General features: G+C 67.5%; 17 protein-coding genes. 9 read left to right on the top strand and 8 right to left on the bottom strand.

The window, feature by feature from the left end; genetic code table 11:
• The first annotated feature begins 186 nt into the window (after positions 1-186).
• Complete coding sequence (locus GWK61_RS09915; protein ID WP_194907653.1) at positions 187-1,578, top strand: MFS transporter; 1,392 nt, start codon at positions 187-189, stop codon at positions 1,576-1,578.
• Positions 1,579-1,590: 12 nt separating this feature from the next.
• Positions 1,591-2,193 carry an isochorismatase family protein gene (locus tag GWK61_RS09920; protein ID WP_194907519.1) on the top strand — a complete coding sequence of 201 codons (603 nt, stop codon included), beginning with the start codon at positions 1,591-1,593 and terminating at the stop codon, positions 2,191-2,193.
• On the opposite strand, the gene GWK61_RS09925 is transcribed toward GWK61_RS09920, so the two are convergent.
• The 7 genes from GWK61_RS09925 to GWK61_RS09955 form a co-directional block, all read right to left on the bottom strand.
• A complete protein-coding gene (locus tag GWK61_RS09925) occupies positions 2,190-2,774 on the bottom strand; it encodes a hypothetical protein (RefSeq protein WP_194907521.1) in 585 nt (194 codons plus the stop codon). The genes GWK61_RS09920 and GWK61_RS09925 overlap by 4 nt on opposite strands.
• Positions 2,775-2,808: 34 nt before the next feature.
• A complete protein-coding gene (locus GWK61_RS09930) occupies positions 2,809-4,302 on the bottom strand; it encodes a hypothetical protein (RefSeq protein WP_194907523.1) in 1,494 nt (497 codons plus the stop codon).
• A gap of 174 nt (positions 4,303-4,476) precedes the next feature.
• Entirely contained in the window at positions 4,477-5,865 is a 1,389-nt protein-coding gene (locus tag GWK61_RS09935) for an aspartate aminotransferase family protein (protein ID WP_194907525.1), read from the bottom strand.
• 84 nt (positions 5,866-5,949) lie between these two features.
• The gene (locus GWK61_RS09940; RefSeq protein ID WP_194907527.1) at positions 5,950-7,233 is read right to left on the bottom strand and encodes an adenylosuccinate synthase; all 1,284 of its coding nucleotides are present in this window, start codon (positions 7,231-7,233) and stop codon (positions 5,950-5,952) included.
• Between the two features lie 124 nt (positions 7,234-7,357).
• Positions 7,358-8,611 carry a hypothetical protein gene (locus GWK61_RS09945; protein WP_194907529.1) on the bottom strand — a complete coding sequence of 418 codons (1,254 nt, stop codon included), beginning with the start codon at positions 8,609-8,611 and terminating at the stop codon, positions 7,358-7,360.
• Between the two features lie 685 nt (positions 8,612-9,296).
• Positions 9,297-9,767: an NUDIX domain-containing protein gene (locus GWK61_RS09950; RefSeq protein WP_194907531.1), complete on the bottom strand. Its 471-nt coding sequence runs from the start codon at positions 9,765-9,767 to the stop codon at positions 9,297-9,299.
• Between the two features lie 4 nt (positions 9,768-9,771).
• Complete coding sequence (locus tag GWK61_RS09955) at positions 9,772-10,509, bottom strand: helix-turn-helix domain-containing protein (RefSeq protein WP_194907533.1); 738 nt, start codon at positions 10,507-10,509, stop codon at positions 9,772-9,774.
• Positions 10,510-10,619: 110 nt separating this feature from the next.
• On the opposite strand from GWK61_RS09955, the gene GWK61_RS09960 reads away from it, so the two are divergent.
• From GWK61_RS09960 to GWK61_RS09980, 6 genes are all read left to right on the top strand, one after another.
• A complete protein-coding gene (locus GWK61_RS09960; protein ID WP_194907535.1) occupies positions 10,620-10,973 on the top strand; it encodes a hypothetical protein in 354 nt (117 codons plus the stop codon).
• A 286-nt stretch (positions 10,974-11,259) separates the two neighbouring features.
• The gene (locus GWK61_RS09965; protein ID WP_194907537.1) at positions 11,260-11,499 is read left to right on the top strand and encodes a hypothetical protein; all 240 of its coding nucleotides are present in this window, start codon (positions 11,260-11,262) and stop codon (positions 11,497-11,499) included.
• Positions 11,500-11,680: 181 nt separating this feature from the next.
• Positions 11,681-11,806, top strand: coding sequence for a hypothetical protein (locus GWK61_RS58425; protein ID WP_267254235.1), 126 nt, complete (start codon positions 11,681-11,683; stop codon positions 11,804-11,806).
• A gap of 123 nt (positions 11,807-11,929) precedes the next feature.
• Positions 11,930-12,349 (top strand): hypothetical protein, encoded by a 420-nt coding sequence (locus tag GWK61_RS09970; protein ID WP_194907539.1) that lies wholly within the window; start codon positions 11,930-11,932, stop codon positions 12,347-12,349.
• A 14-nt stretch (positions 12,350-12,363) separates the two neighbouring features.
• Complete coding sequence (locus tag GWK61_RS09975; protein ID WP_194907541.1) at positions 12,364-12,534, top strand: hypothetical protein; 171 nt, start codon at positions 12,364-12,366, stop codon at positions 12,532-12,534.
• 312 nt (positions 12,535-12,846) lie between these two features.
• Complete coding sequence (locus GWK61_RS09980; protein ID WP_194907542.1) at positions 12,847-13,101, top strand: hypothetical protein; 255 nt, start codon at positions 12,847-12,849, stop codon at positions 13,099-13,101.
• A gap of 476 nt (positions 13,102-13,577) precedes the next feature.
• Here the strand turns inward: GWK61_RS09980 and GWK61_RS09985 are convergent, their stop codons facing one another.
• Complete coding sequence (locus GWK61_RS09985) at positions 13,578-14,537, bottom strand: GntR family transcriptional regulator (RefSeq protein ID WP_194907544.1); 960 nt, start codon at positions 14,535-14,537, stop codon at positions 13,578-13,580.
• Between the two features lie 38 nt (positions 14,538-14,575).
• Here GWK61_RS09985 and GWK61_RS09990 point away from each other — a divergent pair, with 38 nt between their 5' ends.
• A complete protein-coding gene (locus tag GWK61_RS09990) occupies positions 14,576-16,108 on the top strand; it encodes a replication initiator (protein WP_194907546.1) in 1,533 nt (510 codons plus the stop codon).
• The last annotated feature ends 178 nt before the right edge of the window (positions 16,109-16,286 follow it).

Here is a 16,286-nt window from a genome sequence, read left to right on the forward strand (position 1 = left end):
TCGTCCAGGAACGGCCGGATCCTAGCGAACCGCGACGCGATCTCATCCTCAGTCAGCACCCTGCGGGCCTATCACAAACCGGCAGGGGATCTCTCGGACACCACCGCGTAGTTCTCACGCGAGCCCTTAGACACCGCCGCCGCAGGAACAGCAAACTCAGAATCTGCGACCGCAGAAGCAACGGCCATATCCGAAACCACTCAGGGCACCTCGGCCCAGCCCGCGCCCGCCTTCAACCGCCGCCTCACCGTCCCGCTCCTCCTCGGCGCGACCCTCAACCCGATCAACTCCTCGATGATCGCGATCGCGCTGGTGCCGATCGGCACGGCCTTCGGTGCCTCCCCAGCGGCGACCGCGTGGCTCGTCTCCGCGCTCTACCTCGCTACCGCTATAGGCCAGCCGGTGATCGGCCGGCTGGTGGACCGCTTCGGGGCGCGTCCGCTCTTCCTCGCCGGGGCCGGGATGGTCGGCGTCGCCGGGGTGATCGGTGCCGTGGCGCCGTCACTCGGAGTGTTGATCGTGGCGCGCGTGCTGTTGGGCTTCGGGACCAGCGCGCAGTTCCCCGCCGCGATGCACACGGTGCGCGGCGAGGCACAGCGCACCGGTATGAAGACGCCCAGCGGAATCCTCACGGCGCTCTCCATATCGGCGCAGAGCACGATGGTCATCGGCCCCACGCTCGGCGGCGCGCTCATCGGGGTCGGCGGGTGGCGCCTGGTGTTCGCCGTCAACATCCCTCTGGCGCTGGTCTGTATAGCGCTCGGCACACGTAGGCTCCCCAAGAGCGCTCCAGTAGGGACCGAGAGCCGCATCGATCTGGTGGGCATGGGCCTGTTCGCCGCGATGCTGACCAGCCTGCTGCTCTTCCTCATGGACCTGAGCGTCGGCAACCTCTACCTGCTCCTCATCGCAGCTGCGATAGCCATGGCGTTCGTCCGTATAGAGCTCCGCACAGGGGAGCCCTTCATAGATCTGCGCATCTTCGGCGGGAACACTCCGCTGCTGATCACCTATCTGCGCCAGACGCTCACCTACATCCTCACCTACTGCTTCATCTACGGATTCACGCAGTGGCTGGAGGAAGGACGCGGCCTCAGCGCCTCCGCAGCCGGCCTCGTCGTCCTGCCGACGTCCCTTACCGCGATCGTCGTGGCCTGGTTCACCGGACGGCGCAACGGGATCCGCGGCAAGCTCTTCGTCGGCACCGTGTCGATGATCGCGGCGTCTACAGCGTTGCTCGCCCTTAACCGGGGAACCGCTATATGGATCCTCATAGCCGTGGGACTTCTGGCGGGCACCACGCAGGGCATGAACGGTCTCGCCAACCAGAACGCCCTGTTCCGTCAGGCGGATGCGGCCCGCATGGGTACCGCCTCGGGACTGCTGCGTACCTTCCAGTACCTCGGCGCCATCCTGTCGTCGGCCGCGGTGGCGATCGTCTTCCGCACCGGGGCGTCCTCAGGCGGCCTCCACTCCCTGGCCGTCGTTATGATCGGCTGCGGTCTGTTGCTGCTCGCCGTGGTGCTCGTCGACCGCTCGCAGTCCCTTCGTGCCGCGCACGGCGAACAGACCGGATAAGGAACCCGCGACATGGCGCTGACCACGCTCGACCCGAAGACCGCGCTCGTCCTCATCGACCTCCAGCACGGCATCGTCGCGCCTCCCGCAGTCCCCTACAGCAGCGCCGAGGTAGTGGCACACGGCAAGGAACTGGCCGACGCCTTCCGCGCCCACGGGCTCCCGGTGGTCCTGGTGAACGTCTCCTTCTCCCCCGACTTCGCCGACGCCCCGCAGGGCCGGGACGACGAGGAGCCGGTCGAGGACGACGGCGACGACGACGAGGGGATGCCCGCGGACTTCGCCGTCATCGTCGACGAGCTCGGCGCGCAGAGCACCGACATCCGCGTCACCAAGCACCAGTGGGGCGCCTTCCACGGCACCGACCTCGACACCCAGCTGCGTCGGCGGGGCGTCACGCAGATCGTCCTGGCCGGCCTGGTCACCAGCCGCGGCGTCGACACCACCGCGCGCGAGGCGTACGCGCACAACTACAGCGTCGCCTTCGCCACCGACGCCATGGCCGACCGCGGCATCGAGGTGCACGAGAACGCCGTCGAGCGCATCTTCCCGCAGATCGGCCAGCGCGCCTCTACAGCGGAGATCCTGCAGCTTCTCGCTAAGACGCATGGCTAGAGAGCGTTAGCAGTTCCGTCCAGAGGCTCCGACACTTCCTGCAGCAGCCCATAGACGAACCGGGCACGGCGCCGTACGACGACGCCGTGCCCGTCGTCGTATCCGTACTCACTGTGCCAGCGCGTCGGAGCGTCCTCAGGAAGGTGCCGCACCCGCGGATACATCCGCTCCAGGTCCCCGACCACGTACTCCCACGGCTCCAGCGCCTGATCCTCCGGCGCCGCCGGCGGCTTCGTCCCGGGCGCGCGCACCAGCCACTCCTGCCAGACCTGCCCGCCCGGCCCGACCACGATCTCGAAGCGCAGCTCCGGCCACAGCGGCAGCACCCAGCGATAGAGCCGGCTGACCAGATCCCCGGTCCGCATGTCCATCTCGTTGTCCGACGGGCCGAGCACAGCCCTGAAGCGTTCCGGCCCGCGGGGCGAGGAGCGCGACCGCACATAGCGTTGCCACCAGGCGTTCGCTTCACGCATCTCAGTGATGGTGAAGCCCAGGCCCTGCCGAGCTTGTTCCACGAGGGCCGGTTGGTAGTCGGCCATCCGACGCAGGAGGACCAGCTGGAATTCCGAGCGCGAGATCATCACCGGAGAGCTTAGTGCGGAACGCCTGCGCGCCCTAGAAGTCCGGAGTCTCAAACGGCTCGTCACGCTGCGGCGGGCGCCGAGGCTCCGGTGGCTGTCCGGTACCCCACGGCTCGTCACGCTGCGGAGCCCGGCCGCCTTGCGGTGGTTGCCCTGAACGCGGCACGCGGCCGGGATCGGAGGGCACTCCACCGCGCGGCTCCGGACGCCCGGGACGCGGCACCCACTCGGATCCGGGCTGCGCACTGTCACGCTGGGGGTTCCGCGAGCGCTGCGCCTGTTCGGCCTCCGCACGCTCGCGGCGCGAAACCTTCCTGGGCTCCGGCGCGCGCCCGGACCGCTGCGCCTGCTCGGCGTCGCGCTCGCCACGCCGCGGTGCCCTCCGCGGATCTGCCGCGTCGCGTGGCCGTTGCACCCGGTCCGCGTCGGAAGGCTCCCGGCGCGGTGCCTTCCTGGGCTCGGCCACCCTCCCGGACCGCTGTGCCCGATCCGAATCAGAGGGCTCACCCCGACGCGGCGCCTTCCTCGGCTCCGCGGCCTTCCCCGACCGTTGCGCCTGTTCGCCCCGTACCTGCTCACCCCGCGCGGGCTTCCCGCGCCGGAACCACCCCGAGCCGGCTATCGGACCCGAATCAGCAGCCTGCCGCGCGTCCGCACCCTCACGCCGCCGCTCCGCACCTTCGCGCCGCGCGGACGGTGTTCCAGTGCCGGGGACATCGTCCCGAGCCGGCTTGCCGTCTCGTCGTACCCGTCCCGGATTCGCCGCCTGCCGCTGGTCCGCACTTGGCCGTGGTCCCGGTGCCGGTCCCTTGCCCGGCACCCCGGTCGGCCGCAGCCGTCGCGCATCAGTAGGGCCGACCGCGTCATCGGTACGTCCCTGCGTCCCCGCCGGCCGCAGCCGTCGAGGATCCGTCGGCCGACCCGGATCCGCCACCGGACGCGCGCTCGCCTCTCCGCCCCGCGCACCGCCATCCCCACCGCGTGACCCGGCCGCCGAAGGCCCCGCCGCCAGCTCCCGCCGCGTCGCGCTCCGTCCCGTCGGCAGCGCGTGCCCGACCGGCACCGGACCGCGCGCCTGCGTCTGCTCCAGCGCCCTCTCGCGGCCCCGCAGGTATCCGGCGACGAACTTCTCCAAGCCCATCTCGGCGAGCGGCATGCGCTGCTGCGGGTCGTAGGCCGCCAGGCCGGTGTCCGACTCCACCGCGTGCGCGAAGCGGAACGCCATCGTGGCCGCCATCCGCGCGACCGGGCCGTCGTACCAGTAGGGCAGCGCGATGACGCCGTCCTCGCCGAAGAACGTGAACCGCAGGCGGGTCACCGGATGCACGAGCTCACGCTGGCCGCGGCCGCGGAACTCCTCGATCTGGCCCAGGATCTGCGCGGCGTGGAGCACGAGGTCGGGCCACGGCTCCAGGCGCGCGGCCACTATCCTCGGGTCCTCCTCGCGGGCCGCCGTGCGCGCGGCGGTCAAGGCCTGGCCCCACGTCTGGCCCAGGATGTGCGGGAGGAAGACCACCTCGTGGCTCATGTGGCAACTTTAGTCGCGTTCGGACCTTGATCGATCTCAGGACGCGAACGCGCGAGTCTTAAAAACACGTGCGGTGAAGCAGTTCCTTGAGGAGCGGGGAGATATCAGCAGATGACGCGCGCCGCCGGTCGGCAGCGCGCGTCGTCGCCGTGTGCTTCCACCGCTCGAAGGGCGTCAGCTCGCGTAGGCGTCCACGACTTCCAGCGCCTCGTCCAGCGCCGCCAGCCCCTTGCGCGCGTCCTCCTCGGAGATGGTGCACGGCGGCACCACGTGCAGCCGGTTGAAGTTGATGAACGGCCACACGCGGCGCGCCTTCATCGCCGCCGCGAGCTCGTTCATCGGCGCCGCGTCCGCGCCGGCCGCGTTGTAGGGCACCAGCATCTCGCGCGTCTCCTTGGAGCGGACCAGGTCCAGCGCCCAGAACGCGCCGACGCCGCGCACCTCGCCGACGCTCGGGTGCTTCTCCGCGATCGCGCGCAACTCCGGTCCGAAGACCTCCTCGCCGAGCCGCGCCGCGTGCTCGATGATGCCCTCCTCCTTCATCGCGTTGATGGTCGCGACGATGGACGCGCACGCCAGCGGGTGCCCGGAGTAGGTCAGCCCGCCGGGGTAGACGCGGTCCTTGAAGGTGTCGCGGATCTTCTCGGAGATGATCACACCACCGACCGGGACGTAGCCGGAGTTGGAGCCCTTGGCGAAGGTGATCAGGTCCGGGGTGACGCCCCAGTGGTCGACGGCGAACCACGCGCCGGAGCGCGCGAAGCCGGCCATCACCTCGTCGGCGATGTACACGATCCCGTACTTGTCGCACAGCTCGCGCACGCCCGCCAGGTAGCCGGCCGGCGGCATCAGCACGCCGGCGGTACCGACGATGGTCTCCAGGATGACCGCGGCGATGGTCGCCGGACCCTCGTACTGGATGGTCTCCTCAAGGTGCTGGAGCGCGCGCTGGCACTCCTCCGCCTCGGTCGTGGCGTGGAAGTGCGAGCGGTACAGGTGCGGCCCGAAGAAGTGCACGGCGCCGCCGGTGGACTGGCCCACCGCGTCGTTGGCCCAGCGGCGCGGGTCGCCGGTGACGGAGATGGCCGTCGAGGTGGAGCCGTGGTAGCTGCGGTAGGTGGAGAGCACCTTGCTGCGGCCGGTGTGCAGCCGCGCCATGCGGATCGCGTTCTCGACCGCCTCCGCCCCGCCGTTGGTGAAGAAGACGTAGTTCAGGTCGCCCGGCGCCAGCTCGGCGATCAGCCGCGCGGCCTCGCCGCGGACGTCGTTGGCGAACGACGGCGCGATGGTGCACAGCTTGCCGGCCTGCTCCTGGATCGCCGCGACGACCTTCGGGTGCTGGTGGCCGATGTTGGTGTTCACCAGCTGGGACGAGAAGTCCAGGTAGCGATTGCCGTCGTAGTCCCAGAAGTAGGAACCCTCCGCGCCGGCGACCGGGAGCGGACTGATGGCCCCCTGCGCCGACCAGGAGTGGAACACGTGGGCGCGGTCGTTCGCGAAGACCTGCGCGCCGGCCGCCCGGTTCTCATTCAGCACAGCGTCGTCGGAGGAGATGTCAGTCATAACCCCGAACGTACATGTTGCGGCCCCCTGCGAGGGAGGCCGCAACATGTCAAGGAATCGTCCGGAGGCCCTTACACAGGGGACCTACAGGAACGAGCGCAGCTGGATCGTGGCGTTGCGCTCCGGGCCGACGCCGATCGCCGAGATCGGCGCCCCCGACATCTCCTCCAGCGCCTTCACGTACGACTTCGCGTTCTCCGGCAGGTCCTCGAAGGACTTGCAGCCCGAGATGTCCTCGGTCCAGCCGGGGAACTCCTCGTAGATCGGGGTCGCGTGGTGGAAGTCGGTCTGGGTCATCGGGATCTCGTCGTGCCGGACGCCGTCCACGTCGTAGGCCACGCAGACCGGGATCCGCTCGAAGCCGGTCAGCACGTCCAGCTTGGTGAGGAAGAAGTCGGTCAGGCCGTTCACCCGGGAGGCGTAACGGGCCACCGGCGCGTCGAACCAGCCGCAGCGCCGGTCCCGGCCGGTGGTGACGCCGTACTCATGGCCGATGCTGCGCAGCGCCTCGCCGTTCTCGTCGAACAGCTCGGTCGGGAACGGGCCGGCGCCGACGCGGGTCGCGTACGCCTTCAGGATGCCGATGCTGCGGGTGATGCGGGTCGGGCCGATGCCGGCGCCGGTGCACGCCCCGCCGGTGGTCGGGTTCGAGGAGGTGACGAACGGATAGGTGCCGTGGTCCACGTCCAGCAGCGTGCCCTGGCCGCCCTCCAGCAGCACCACCTTGCCCTCGTCCAGGGCCTTGTTCACCACCAGCGAGGTGTCGGCGACCATCGGCCGCAGCCGCTCGGCGTAGCCCAGGTACTCCTCGACCACCGCCTCGGCGCTCAGCGCGCGCCGGTTGTACACCTTCACCAGCATCTGGTTCCGGTCGCGCAGCGCGCCCTCGACCTTCTGCAGCAGGATCGAGGGGTCGAACAGGTCCTGGACCCGCACCCCGATCCGGTTGATCTTGTCCGCGTAGGTCGGCCCGATGCCGCGCCCGGTGGTCCCGATCTTGTTCTTGCCCAGGAACCGCTCGCTGACCTTGTCCATGGTCCGGTGGTAGGGCGTGATCAGGTGCGCGTTGGCCGAGATCAGCAGGTGCGAGGTGTCGACCCCGCGCTGGTCCAGGCCGTCGAGCTCGGCGAACAGCACGGCCGGGTCGATCACCACGCCGTTGCCGATGACCGGCACGCAGCCGGGCGAGAGGATGCCGGAGGGCAGCAGGTGCAGGGCGTACTTCTGGTCGCCGATGACGACGGTGTGGCCGGCGTTGTTGCCGCCCTGGTAGCGGACGACGTAGTCGACCGAGCCGCCGAGCAGGTCCGTGGCCTTACCCTTGCCTTCGTCGCCCCACTGGGCGCCGACGAGCACGAGAGCGGGCATGGAGATGCCTTTCCAACGCTAGACGCCTACTAGCTGCCAGTAGGTCCCTCTAGGGCGACGCGTCTTTGTGTTAACGACGGAAGCCCCGGTCGCAAGCGGCGACAGGGGCTCTTGCGGCAAGAGTTTACCGCGTCGTGTCCGGGGATGGCCATTTCTGTTCGCCAAGCGTCACCGGGGCGCCTTTTTGGACGGGAAGGGCTTTGTCCCGCGAGTCGAAGGCCGTGACCTTGGTCAAAGTCTTTCCCTTCGGGACGAAGTAGGCGTAGAAGCGGTAACCGCCGAGGCTCTTGATGGCCACGGGACTCTTGGTGCCGTCGGAGAAGTCGAGCTCCATGTGATCGGCCTTCGAACCGGCGATGCCGTACCCGGAGTCCTGAATGTTCGTGGCGTCCCCGCGCACCGGGTCCTTCCCGATCAGCACCGTCCCGTTCACGACCGCGGTTTGGCTGCACTCCGGGGACGGATGGCCCCCGGCCTTCCCGCCCGCCTGGAACACCACGCACGGCCCCGCCGGTCCCGCGTAAGCGCTGATGACCGTCTCTTCGCCGGGTCCGAACACACTGCGCGCCAGTTCCACCGAGCCGGAATCCTTGGCCGGCGTCTCGCCGGGCTTGTACCAATGCCCGGCGGCGCTCGCGGATCCCTTGATATTGAACGGCATCGCATATGCGAGCTCCGCGCCATGGGTATCGAAGAGCTCGATCTTACTGACCCCGAGGCCGAACGGCAGAGCGAACAAGACCACAGGAACTCGCGCGGTGGGTACGGCCTCCAGGTTCAGGACTTCTCCGTCCTGAAGGGTGATCGCGGCCCGCGCCACGTTCTTGTTCAGGAACATGGTGTAGTCGTCGGGCTGGCCTTGCAGCCCCCAACTCGAGTTGGGGCTCAGGCTGGCGTACTGGTCCCACGGATACAGATCCGTGAAGCCGCATGACCACTGGATGTAGTAGCAATTCTTGTTGTCGAAGTCGACGCTCCACTTCTTGCCGTCGACCGCGCCCGAGAAGTGCCCCTTGCCGTCGGTGAGCCGCACCGGGTTCACGGTGACGCGCCCTCCGGTGCCGGTGGCTCCGTACACCCCGTTCGGGCCCGAGCCGCCGCTCGCGGCGCCGGCCCCCGCGCTCCCGCCGGCGATCGCGACCGGCACGCCGATCGACAGCGCCGCCGCGATCGCCAGCGCCCCACCGCCGACTGCGCGCCGCCGGGTGCGGATCGCCTTGCCGTGCCGCACCACCGCGTCCACCGGGATGGCCCCGGTCGTGAACCGGCCCAGGTCGGCGAACATCTCCTGGTCGGCGTCGGCGCCGAGGCCGGTGCCGGTACCGGTGCCCGCGCCGCCGGAGCCGCCCGTGCCCGGTTCGAACTGGTCGTCGTTCATGAGATCAGACTCCTGTCCTGAAGCTGTGTGCTGGTGCGGAGCTTCGCCAGGGCCCGCGAGGCCTGGCTCTTCACGGTGCCGAATATTTGTTCGCACACCATGACGGGACCTGGGGTGTTGGGGTTGGACTGCGGCTCGCAGCTCTCCCCTAGGTTTTGATCATCTCGTCGGTCGGGCAGGCTGCGCCTTGCCGGGCGTTGTCTCCATCGTCAAGCGCTCTCCTTGATGATGGAGGCGGCGTCTGGCAGCCCTTGTGGTGTCCGACCGGCGAGATGATCAAAACCGGACGCAACCAACATCGTTCGGGAGTGATCTTCGCGGCCATCTCGGAGGGAGGGCTCGCCGAAGGCGTGTCATTCAGCTCGTGGACCACTCGGTCGGTGTCGGCGGCGGAGAGTGCGGCGCACGGGGCGTATCCGGCGGAGTGGCGCGCCGTAGGCGTCGTTTCAGCTTTTTGCCTGTGGCCAACCGCGAAGTGCAACGAGTTGCCTGTTCCGGTGACCACGTGCCCCAAGAGCGAAGGGGGTGTCTTCGGAGGAGGGCAAGGGCTAACGAAGTGCCCTTGACGTCCGGAGAAGGCGCCACCGTAGCGGCGGCTACATTCGCGCCTGCGGACCACGAGCGGCAAGCAACTCTTCCGCCGAAGGTGCCCATGATCTCACTCCCACACAACGCTCAGATCCGATCATCCAAGGTACGGGTGATCACGCTTCTCCGCGTAGTGCCTCAGCCGAAGGCGCTGCGTAGCGTGCATCGGGAGAGCATCAAAATCGGAAGGGGCTACGAACTCCAGAGCTGTCGACTCGTCTGACGGCGTCAGCTCCCCGCCGATGACCTTTGCCGTGTAGCAGATGTTGAACTGCTGGCGGACTTCGCCATCCGAGTACGCAATGAGGTGTCGTGGGTCGGAGTATGTACCAACCAGCCCCGTGATCTCGACTTCGAGACCAGTCTCTTCGCGAGCCTCACGTACGGCGCACTGCGTTAGCGACTCGCCGAGTTCCATCGTTCCGCCTGGCAGCGCCCAGTTGCCTGAATCGGTGCGTCGCAGCAGCAGTACGCGGCCGGCCATGTCAGCGATGACCGTTGAGGTGGCCACCACGAGCGAGTTTGGCGCGGGTGCTGCCGGATCGTCGAAGTAGTCGATGCGAAGCATGCCGTTACGCTACTGGGTTCGCCTGCTCCCAGACGGCGTCGAACGAGTCGCGGTACGTGTTGACCATGGTGGCACTCTTGCCGCGTCGTAGATGCCAGACCGGTGCGCCGAAGGCATTCACGCCCCAAACGTGGCCGTTGACCAGCAGTTCGTCGTCAGCGCGGTAGATACTGTTGTAGAGCGTTGTGCCGTGGGTTCTGATCTCGATGTTCCGTGTGCCGATCAACGGCTGGTAGTGCATAAGGGCGAGTCGGCAGCGGCTCTCGATGCCATGACCGAACTTCTCCTCGTTACCTCGGGCGGCGACGTTGGGCGAATCGGGGTCGCCAAGCGCGATGCGGACAGCACAACCGTTCGCGGCCTTGTCAGCGAGCAACTCGTTGAATCCGGGGACTGATTCGTGGAGCTGGTTTGCGGCGTATACGAGGATGTCAATGGCATGCTCGGCCTGTTCGAAGAAGCTGAACCACACAGCGGGAGCCATCTCGGCTCGCTGGCCGTAGATCGCGACCAGTTCCGGTGACAGGGCTCGTGCTGAGCGACCTTGGTGCAGGTTGGGCCAAAGAAACATGGCGTCCTCCTGGAGGACTTCGGCGGCTGGTACCGCGAGACGGGCATACGGGACTCGGCCCGTATTCACCCAGCGCTCAACCGTCTTGGGATCAATCCCGATGGCAGCGGCAAGTGTCTCAGCCGTCATCCCTCTTGTTGCCATCGTTGCCCGTAGGCGCTCGTTCGCCATACCTCACCTCGCAGACGTCTACCTCTAGGACTTGTATAGCGCACAGGACGTCTTAAAGTCGTCCCTTGCGACAGTTTAGGCGTCCTGCTTCTGACCGAATACTCAGAGTCATGTCTGATGCCAAAGACCGGCTGGTCAACGCGGCGGCTAGCAGGGGCGGGCTTGAGGGTCCGACTCCGGTTCGCATCCTCGCGAGGCTTGCCCCGGATCCGGGCGCGCCGCCGGTCGGTTTCACCGTGATCACCGCAGATGACTTGCCGATCGGCTCGATCAAGACGGGCGACCAGATCGGCATTGATGGGCGCTGGTCTCGGGTCACCAGCTGCCACGCCCTGAACGGATGGGTGACCGTCACGACTCCGCTTGGGTTTCCGTCCGTCACCTCAGCCTTTCGGGACGCACCGGTTCATCTGGCTCGGGTGGTCGATCTCGAAGGCATCGGGCTATCCGAAGGCTGCCGATGATGACGTGCGAGCACGAGCGGGGCGAGCCTCGCTATCGGACCGTGGCTCTGCTCGGTGTCACCTGGGCGGCGGCCATGACGGTGATGTCCGGCATCCTCACGGTCCATCTCGTGGAGACGGCGGCGTCCGGCGACGTGAGCCCCGAATACCACCCGCCGCTCGCGAGCGTAACTCAAGCGGAGCCGTGGCCCGCAGCCCCCTGATCCCCGCCGCCGGTCCTGCTCTCCCAGACGTGGCACCGGCGGTGGGTTCCACAACCCACCCCCCGGAAGGAGTGAGCGCTGTTATGAGCTGGCCTCCAGGAAGCTGTTCGAAGCGGCTCCGGGACATCCGCGAGAACGATGAAGTGCTCGTTGAGCTGATGTTCCGCACGGTCGAGTCATGGGAGGACACGCCGAAGGGCTTCGTCGTCCACTTCAAAGATCGGGACGTTCCGCCCAGGACGTATCCCGGCCCCAACACCACCGTGACCGTATGGGATGCGCGGCTGAACGCACCCCCCGCACCCATTCAAATGTCTATCTGAAGACTCCGGCGGCTGCGTCTTCGGGCGCGTAGTCGCCGTCCATCGCGGCTCGCGCACCCTCTCCCTTCTCCCGCCAGGGGGCGCGCGGGCCGCCACCCGACCCCTGCCGCCGCGCCCCCCATCCGCAATCGCTCGCGACGGCGGGTCATACCCCTACGAGTCAGCGAGAGGAGGCAAATTGATGAAGCTCAAGCACTGGTGGTTCGCCAACGGCGGAGGAGATGACGACGGAGGCGGCGACGGGAACCCGCATGGCGGCGGCTCCGGCGACGGCGTCCCGGACATCGGCGACGGTGACGACGACTGACGCAGACCACGACCACAACTGAAGATCACAATGCATGCACCTCGACCCGCATGCATGGACCCGGAGGAGGGGACCGACTGCAACGGCCCCCTCCTCTGCCAATGAAAGCACACGAGGGTGAACATGGTTCATTTCCACGTCTACGTCTCCCGCGTTCCGGGCCTGCTGGCCAACGGCAACGCCGAGAGCCAGCCGGAAGCCCCGGGATTCAGAATCTCGCAGGTGCCGCCTCAGATCACGCGGCGGTGGCTGTTGCGGGACTCCAAGATGATCACGGAGACGTTCGCGACTCCGGGGTTGGCGGCTGACTGGTACGCGAAATGGATCGAGGCGAACCCTCGGCCGGATGGGGCGTACTTCCCGAAAGATCCGCAGGAGGAGCAGCGGGCTCGGATGGTCGAGTTCACGTTGAAGACGCTGATGGGCGCCGAGGACCGGGTGGACGGTTTCTATACCGCCGGTGGCGAGTACGTGTCCGCGTCGATCATCGCCTGTCCTCCGCGTGATGGGAAGTGGCCGTGTCCGTTGGGACGCACCAGTTAGGAGAAGCACTCCACATGGCCAAGAAGCCGATCAGCGGTGTTCCACAGCTTGACGCCTACCTCGAAACGCGACTGACGGCCGAGGAGCAGGAGCAAATGCGGCAGACCTACCAGAACGGAGACCCCGAGGGCAGTCAGGCGATCGTCAACAAGGCGAACATCCGCAACGAGAACAAGAAGAAGTAGCGCTGTGGGCTGGTGGTTGCTGCCATAGCCCACTGTGCGTGAGGGCGGGCGCCTGACTGCCACTTGGTGTCCCGTCCCACGTGCGACAAGAGCAAGCCGGACCACCTGATTCCTGGGGAGGAGCGGTGGTCCGGCGGGGTGATTAACCCCGGTGCCGATGGTACCGGGGCGTACTGACATGTACGCGTCCTGATTCCTCGGCACGGGTCGGTTGGTCCGTTGCTGCCGGGAAGTTGGTTCTGCGTGATGGAGGTCGGGGGCTGGTGGATGGTTCACCCGGATTGGTGGACGTGTCGGCCGGGTGTGAATTACGTGCGGGCTTGGGCGCGTGCGCGGTGGCTGGCCGGGGTGCTGCGGGAGCTGGCTTCGGTCGAGGGCGCGCCTGAGGGTCTTCGGTTGGCGCTGGAGTTGTACGGGGTGGGCAAGGCGGTGCGTGTGGACGGCGCGGTGTTGGTGTGGATCGGTCCGACACCTCACGATGCGGACATGGTGGCGTGGTGCCTGGATGGTGAGGCGGCATCCGGTGCCGGGGTGCGGGCTGTGGCGTGGTGGACGATGGCTGCTTGAGCTGGTGGCGTGCTGCGTGGCCTGGGTAGCGCGGGCGGGTTCGGCCGGCGGGCGGCTTCCCGCGGGGCGGATCTTGCAAGTGTCCTCGCCGCCCGCCGGCCGGTTCCGCCTGGTGACCCGGCCGTGTTCGTTGCCTGGCTGGGACGGTCCGTCGCGGGGCGGAGACAGGAGCGGCGGAGCGGCCCAGACGGGCAGTTGTCGTCAGTGTCCGCTATGTGTTGCCTGTCTTGCAGCCGTCGCCTGGAGGTCGTGACTACCTACTTGCCTAGATGGTCCGGTTCCGTGCGCGCGGTCCGGGACGGACCGCGTCGCGCGGACCGGCCGAAGGCCGCATGCCGCGCGGGCGCGAGGACGGCGCGGGTCGCGCGCGGCGGCCGTAGGCCGCCCTTGAAGAAGTAAAGATATGTTGCGGGACCCTTGAAGAAGTAAAGATATGTTGCGGGACCCTTGGCCACTGACCATGCATCAAGGTCCTGTCATACGGTCAGGATGGCGGTACGTGCGGGTGCGGGGCTGGTGATGACTTCGAAGCGGTCGGCGGGTGCTTCGATCGTGGTGACTTCCAGTGTCCGGCCGTGCTGATCGGTCATGGCGCGTCGGATTTGGAGGATCGGTGTTCCGGGCTCGGTGCCGAGGTCGTTGAGTTCGTCGCCGCGTGGCATGCGGGCGGTGATGGTGGTTGCGTATCCGGTGGCGCCGGAGTCGGCGAGTCTGTCGTAGAGGGGCCTGATGGTCGTGTTGTCGGGTTCGGCGGGCTCGAATTCTTCGTTGGCCGGGTCGTGCGCGTCGTCGGGTTCGTGGTCGGTGTTGTCGAACACGTCGTCGTGCTCGAACGGCTCGTCGTGCTCATCGCGGACCGGAGGGGTTGCGAATGTGGCCGGTTCCTTGTTCTGCCCGATGTTGAGGCCGATCAGGTGTGCGGGGGTGGTGGAGGTGATGGAGATGACGCGTTGGGTGTGGCGGTGTCGCCAGTGGGTGAAGCGGTAGTAGATGAGTTCTCCGGTGCGGATGCCGAGTGCTTCGGCTTGGTCGCGGGTGGCGGCGGTGATGACGGCGTTGGTCACGCGTGTGGTGCCGTCTTGTTGGAAGCGTGCGGCGTCGGGGTGTTCCTCGCGGTCCCATCCGATTCGGGTCGGGTTGAAGTCGTCGGCGAGGAGGTCGGGGTGTTCGGCGGCGTTGATGGCGATGAGGCGTCGGTCGGGTCTGGGGCGGACGAAGGTTCCGCGTCCTTGGGCGGCTGTGACCAGTCCTTCCCCGGCGAGTTCGGTGATGGCGCGCCGGACGGTGGGTCTGGAGGTGTTGTAGCGGGTGGCCATGGCGTGTTCGCCGGGCAGTGGGGCGCCTGGGGCGTAGATCTCCCGTGCGATGTCGGCGCGGAGCTGGTCGGCGATCTGCTTCCACAGCGGGGAGTCGTCGGTGGTGTTCGTGGTGTCCATGGCATGTCTCCAACAGGTCAGCCGAAATGTGCCTCCACTTGTACTACAGGCTGCGCTATCATGTCTATGTGGGCCAAGATGTAGTACAAGCTGGGAAGACTGGACGGGTCGGCGACGGAATAGAGCCCTGGTTCGATCGGGCGCTGCTGGCGTTGATGATGCAGCCGGAGTATCGGGCCTGGGAGGAGCAGGTTCGGCTGATCGGGGGCTGTGAGCATCCGATCTATCTGAGGGGGCGCACGGTCATCCGTGATGCTGGCTCTGGTGTGGTGCTGTCGGTGTTCGATTCGGCGGCGCTGCCGTATGGGCGGTTGATGGTGCCGTGTGGGAACCGGCGCTCCTCGCGGTGTGGGCCGTGTTCGCGGGTGTATGCCGGGGACACGTTTCAGCGGATTCGGGCGGGGCTGATCGGCGGGAAGGGTGTTCCGGAGGAGGTGGCGGGGCATCCGATGGTGTTCGCGACGTTGACGGCGCCGTCGTTCGGGCCGGTGCACACGCGGGTGGACAGGAACGGGGTGGTGCTGCCGTGTCGTGCCCGGCGTGGCGGTCAAGTGTGTGAGCACGGCCGGGTGGTCGGCTGCGGCGTTCGTCACGGTCCTGATGATCCGGCGTTGGGTACGCCGTTGTGCCCGGCCTGCTTCGACTACACCTCGGCGGTGTTGTGGAACGCCCATGCCGGGCGGTTGTGGCACCGGTTCTGTGATGATCTGCGGCGGGTGACGCTGCCGGGTGCCTCGGGGCTGACGAAGCGGGAGTTCGCGAAGCTGGTGCGGGTGTCGTTCACCAAGGTCGCGGAGTATCAGCGTCGGGGTTTGGTGCACTTCCATGCGGTGGTGCGGCTGGACGGTCCCGACGGGGCGAAGTCGATGCCTCCGGTGTGGGCCACGGCGGAGCTGCTGTCCGAAACGATCGGGCAGTCGGCGCGGCGGGTACGGGTAGCCGCCGCTCACAAGGGTGCGCAAGACCTCATGTGGGGTGCGCAGTTTGATGTGCAGCCGATCGTGTTCGGTGACGGCGGCGAGGGGCTGTCGGCGGCGCAAGTGGCGGGATACATCGCGAAGTACGCGACCAAGGGTGCCGAATGTGTGGGGACGCTGGATCGGCCGATCACCTGTCGCAAGTGCGGCGGAACGGGGCTGGGTGGGGCGTGTCCGTCGTGTGAGGGCACCGGGCTTGGTGTGGTGATCGCTGACCTGCCGATCCCGTCTCATGCCCGTGCTCTGGTGGCGACCGCATGGCATCTGGGCGGACTGCCGGAGTACGAGGATCTGCGGTTGCGGGCGTGGGCGCATCAGTGCGGGTTCGGTGGTCACTTCTCTACCGCGTCGCGTCTGTATTCGGTGACCATGACCAGGTTGCGCAACGATCGCGCGGCGTGGCAGCGGGCTCGGGCTGGCCTGGCGGAGTTGCCTGATGACGTGATCGTGGAAAGTGAGTGGGAGTTCGCAGGGTCCGGATATTCCGCAGTGGAGGCGGAGCAGGCGGCGGCGATCCGGGAGGCGATCGAGTTCAACCGGGAGTTGGCGCGGGATGCTGCTGATGAGCTGGCTCGGGGACGTGATGCCGCATGACTGGTAAGTCGAAGCCTCGTCATCATGTGGTGCCTGGCGGTCCTGCCGATCGGGAGTTCCACCTGGCGCGGGTGTGTTCGCAGTTCCCGAAGACGATCAGTGTGGAGTCGGTGCGGCGGCTGGCCCGTCTGTTTGAGGCGGAGAATCGCGCCGAGTAGGCGGTGAGCACGCGGGGCCG

The organism is Catenulispora rubra, assembly GCF_015356825.1.
Taxonomy (GTDB): Bacteria; Actinomycetota; Actinomycetes; order Streptomycetales; family Catenulisporaceae; genus Catenulispora; species Catenulispora rubra.

What these genes read in the sequence shown, in the direction of transcription:
- GWK61_RS09920 (WP_194907519.1), top strand. Translation starts at nt 1,591, where the DNA reads ATGGCGCTGACCACGCTCGACCCGAAGACCGCGCTCGTCCTCATCGAC.
- GWK61_RS09965 (WP_194907537.1), top strand. Translation starts at nt 11,260, where the DNA reads ATGAGCTGGCCTCCAGGAAGCTGTTCGAAGCGGCTCCGGGACATCCGC.
- GWK61_RS09935 (WP_194907525.1), bottom strand. Translation starts at nt 5,865, where the DNA reads ATGACTGACATCTCCTCCGACGACGCTGTGCTGAATGAGAACCGGGCG.
- GWK61_RS09940 (WP_194907527.1), bottom strand. Translation starts at nt 7,233, where the DNA reads ATGCCCGCTCTCGTGCTCGTCGGCGCCCAGTGGGGCGACGAAGGCAAG.
- GWK61_RS09975 (WP_194907541.1), top strand. Translation starts at nt 12,364, where the DNA reads ATGGCCAAGAAGCCGATCAGCGGTGTTCCACAGCTTGACGCCTACCTC.
- GWK61_RS09925 (WP_194907521.1), bottom strand. Translation starts at nt 2,774, where the DNA reads ATGATCTCGCGCTCGGAATTCCAGCTGGTCCTCCTGCGTCGGATGGCC.
- GWK61_RS09970 (WP_194907539.1), top strand. Translation starts at nt 11,930, where the DNA reads ATGGTTCATTTCCACGTCTACGTCTCCCGCGTTCCGGGCCTGCTGGCC.
- GWK61_RS09955 (WP_194907533.1), bottom strand. Translation starts at nt 10,509, where the DNA reads ATGGCGAACGAGCGCCTACGGGCAACGATGGCAACAAGAGGGATGACG.
- GWK61_RS09985 (WP_194907544.1), bottom strand. Translation starts at nt 14,537, where the DNA reads ATGGACACCACGAACACCACCGACGACTCCCCGCTGTGGAAGCAGATC.
- GWK61_RS09950 (WP_194907531.1), bottom strand. Translation starts at nt 9,767, where the DNA reads ATGCTTCGCATCGACTACTTCGACGATCCGGCAGCACCCGCGCCAAAC.
- GWK61_RS09945 (WP_194907529.1), bottom strand. Translation starts at nt 8,611, where the DNA reads ATGAACGACGACCAGTTCGAACCGGGCACGGGCGGCTCCGGCGGCGCG.
- GWK61_RS09960 (WP_194907535.1), top strand. Translation starts at nt 10,620, where the DNA reads ATGTCTGATGCCAAAGACCGGCTGGTCAACGCGGCGGCTAGCAGGGGC.
- GWK61_RS58425 (WP_267254235.1), top strand. Translation starts at nt 11,681, where the DNA reads ATGAAGCTCAAGCACTGGTGGTTCGCCAACGGCGGAGGAGATGACGAC.
- GWK61_RS09930 (WP_194907523.1), bottom strand. Translation starts at nt 4,302, where the DNA reads ATGAGCCACGAGGTGGTCTTCCTCCCGCACATCCTGGGCCAGACGTGG.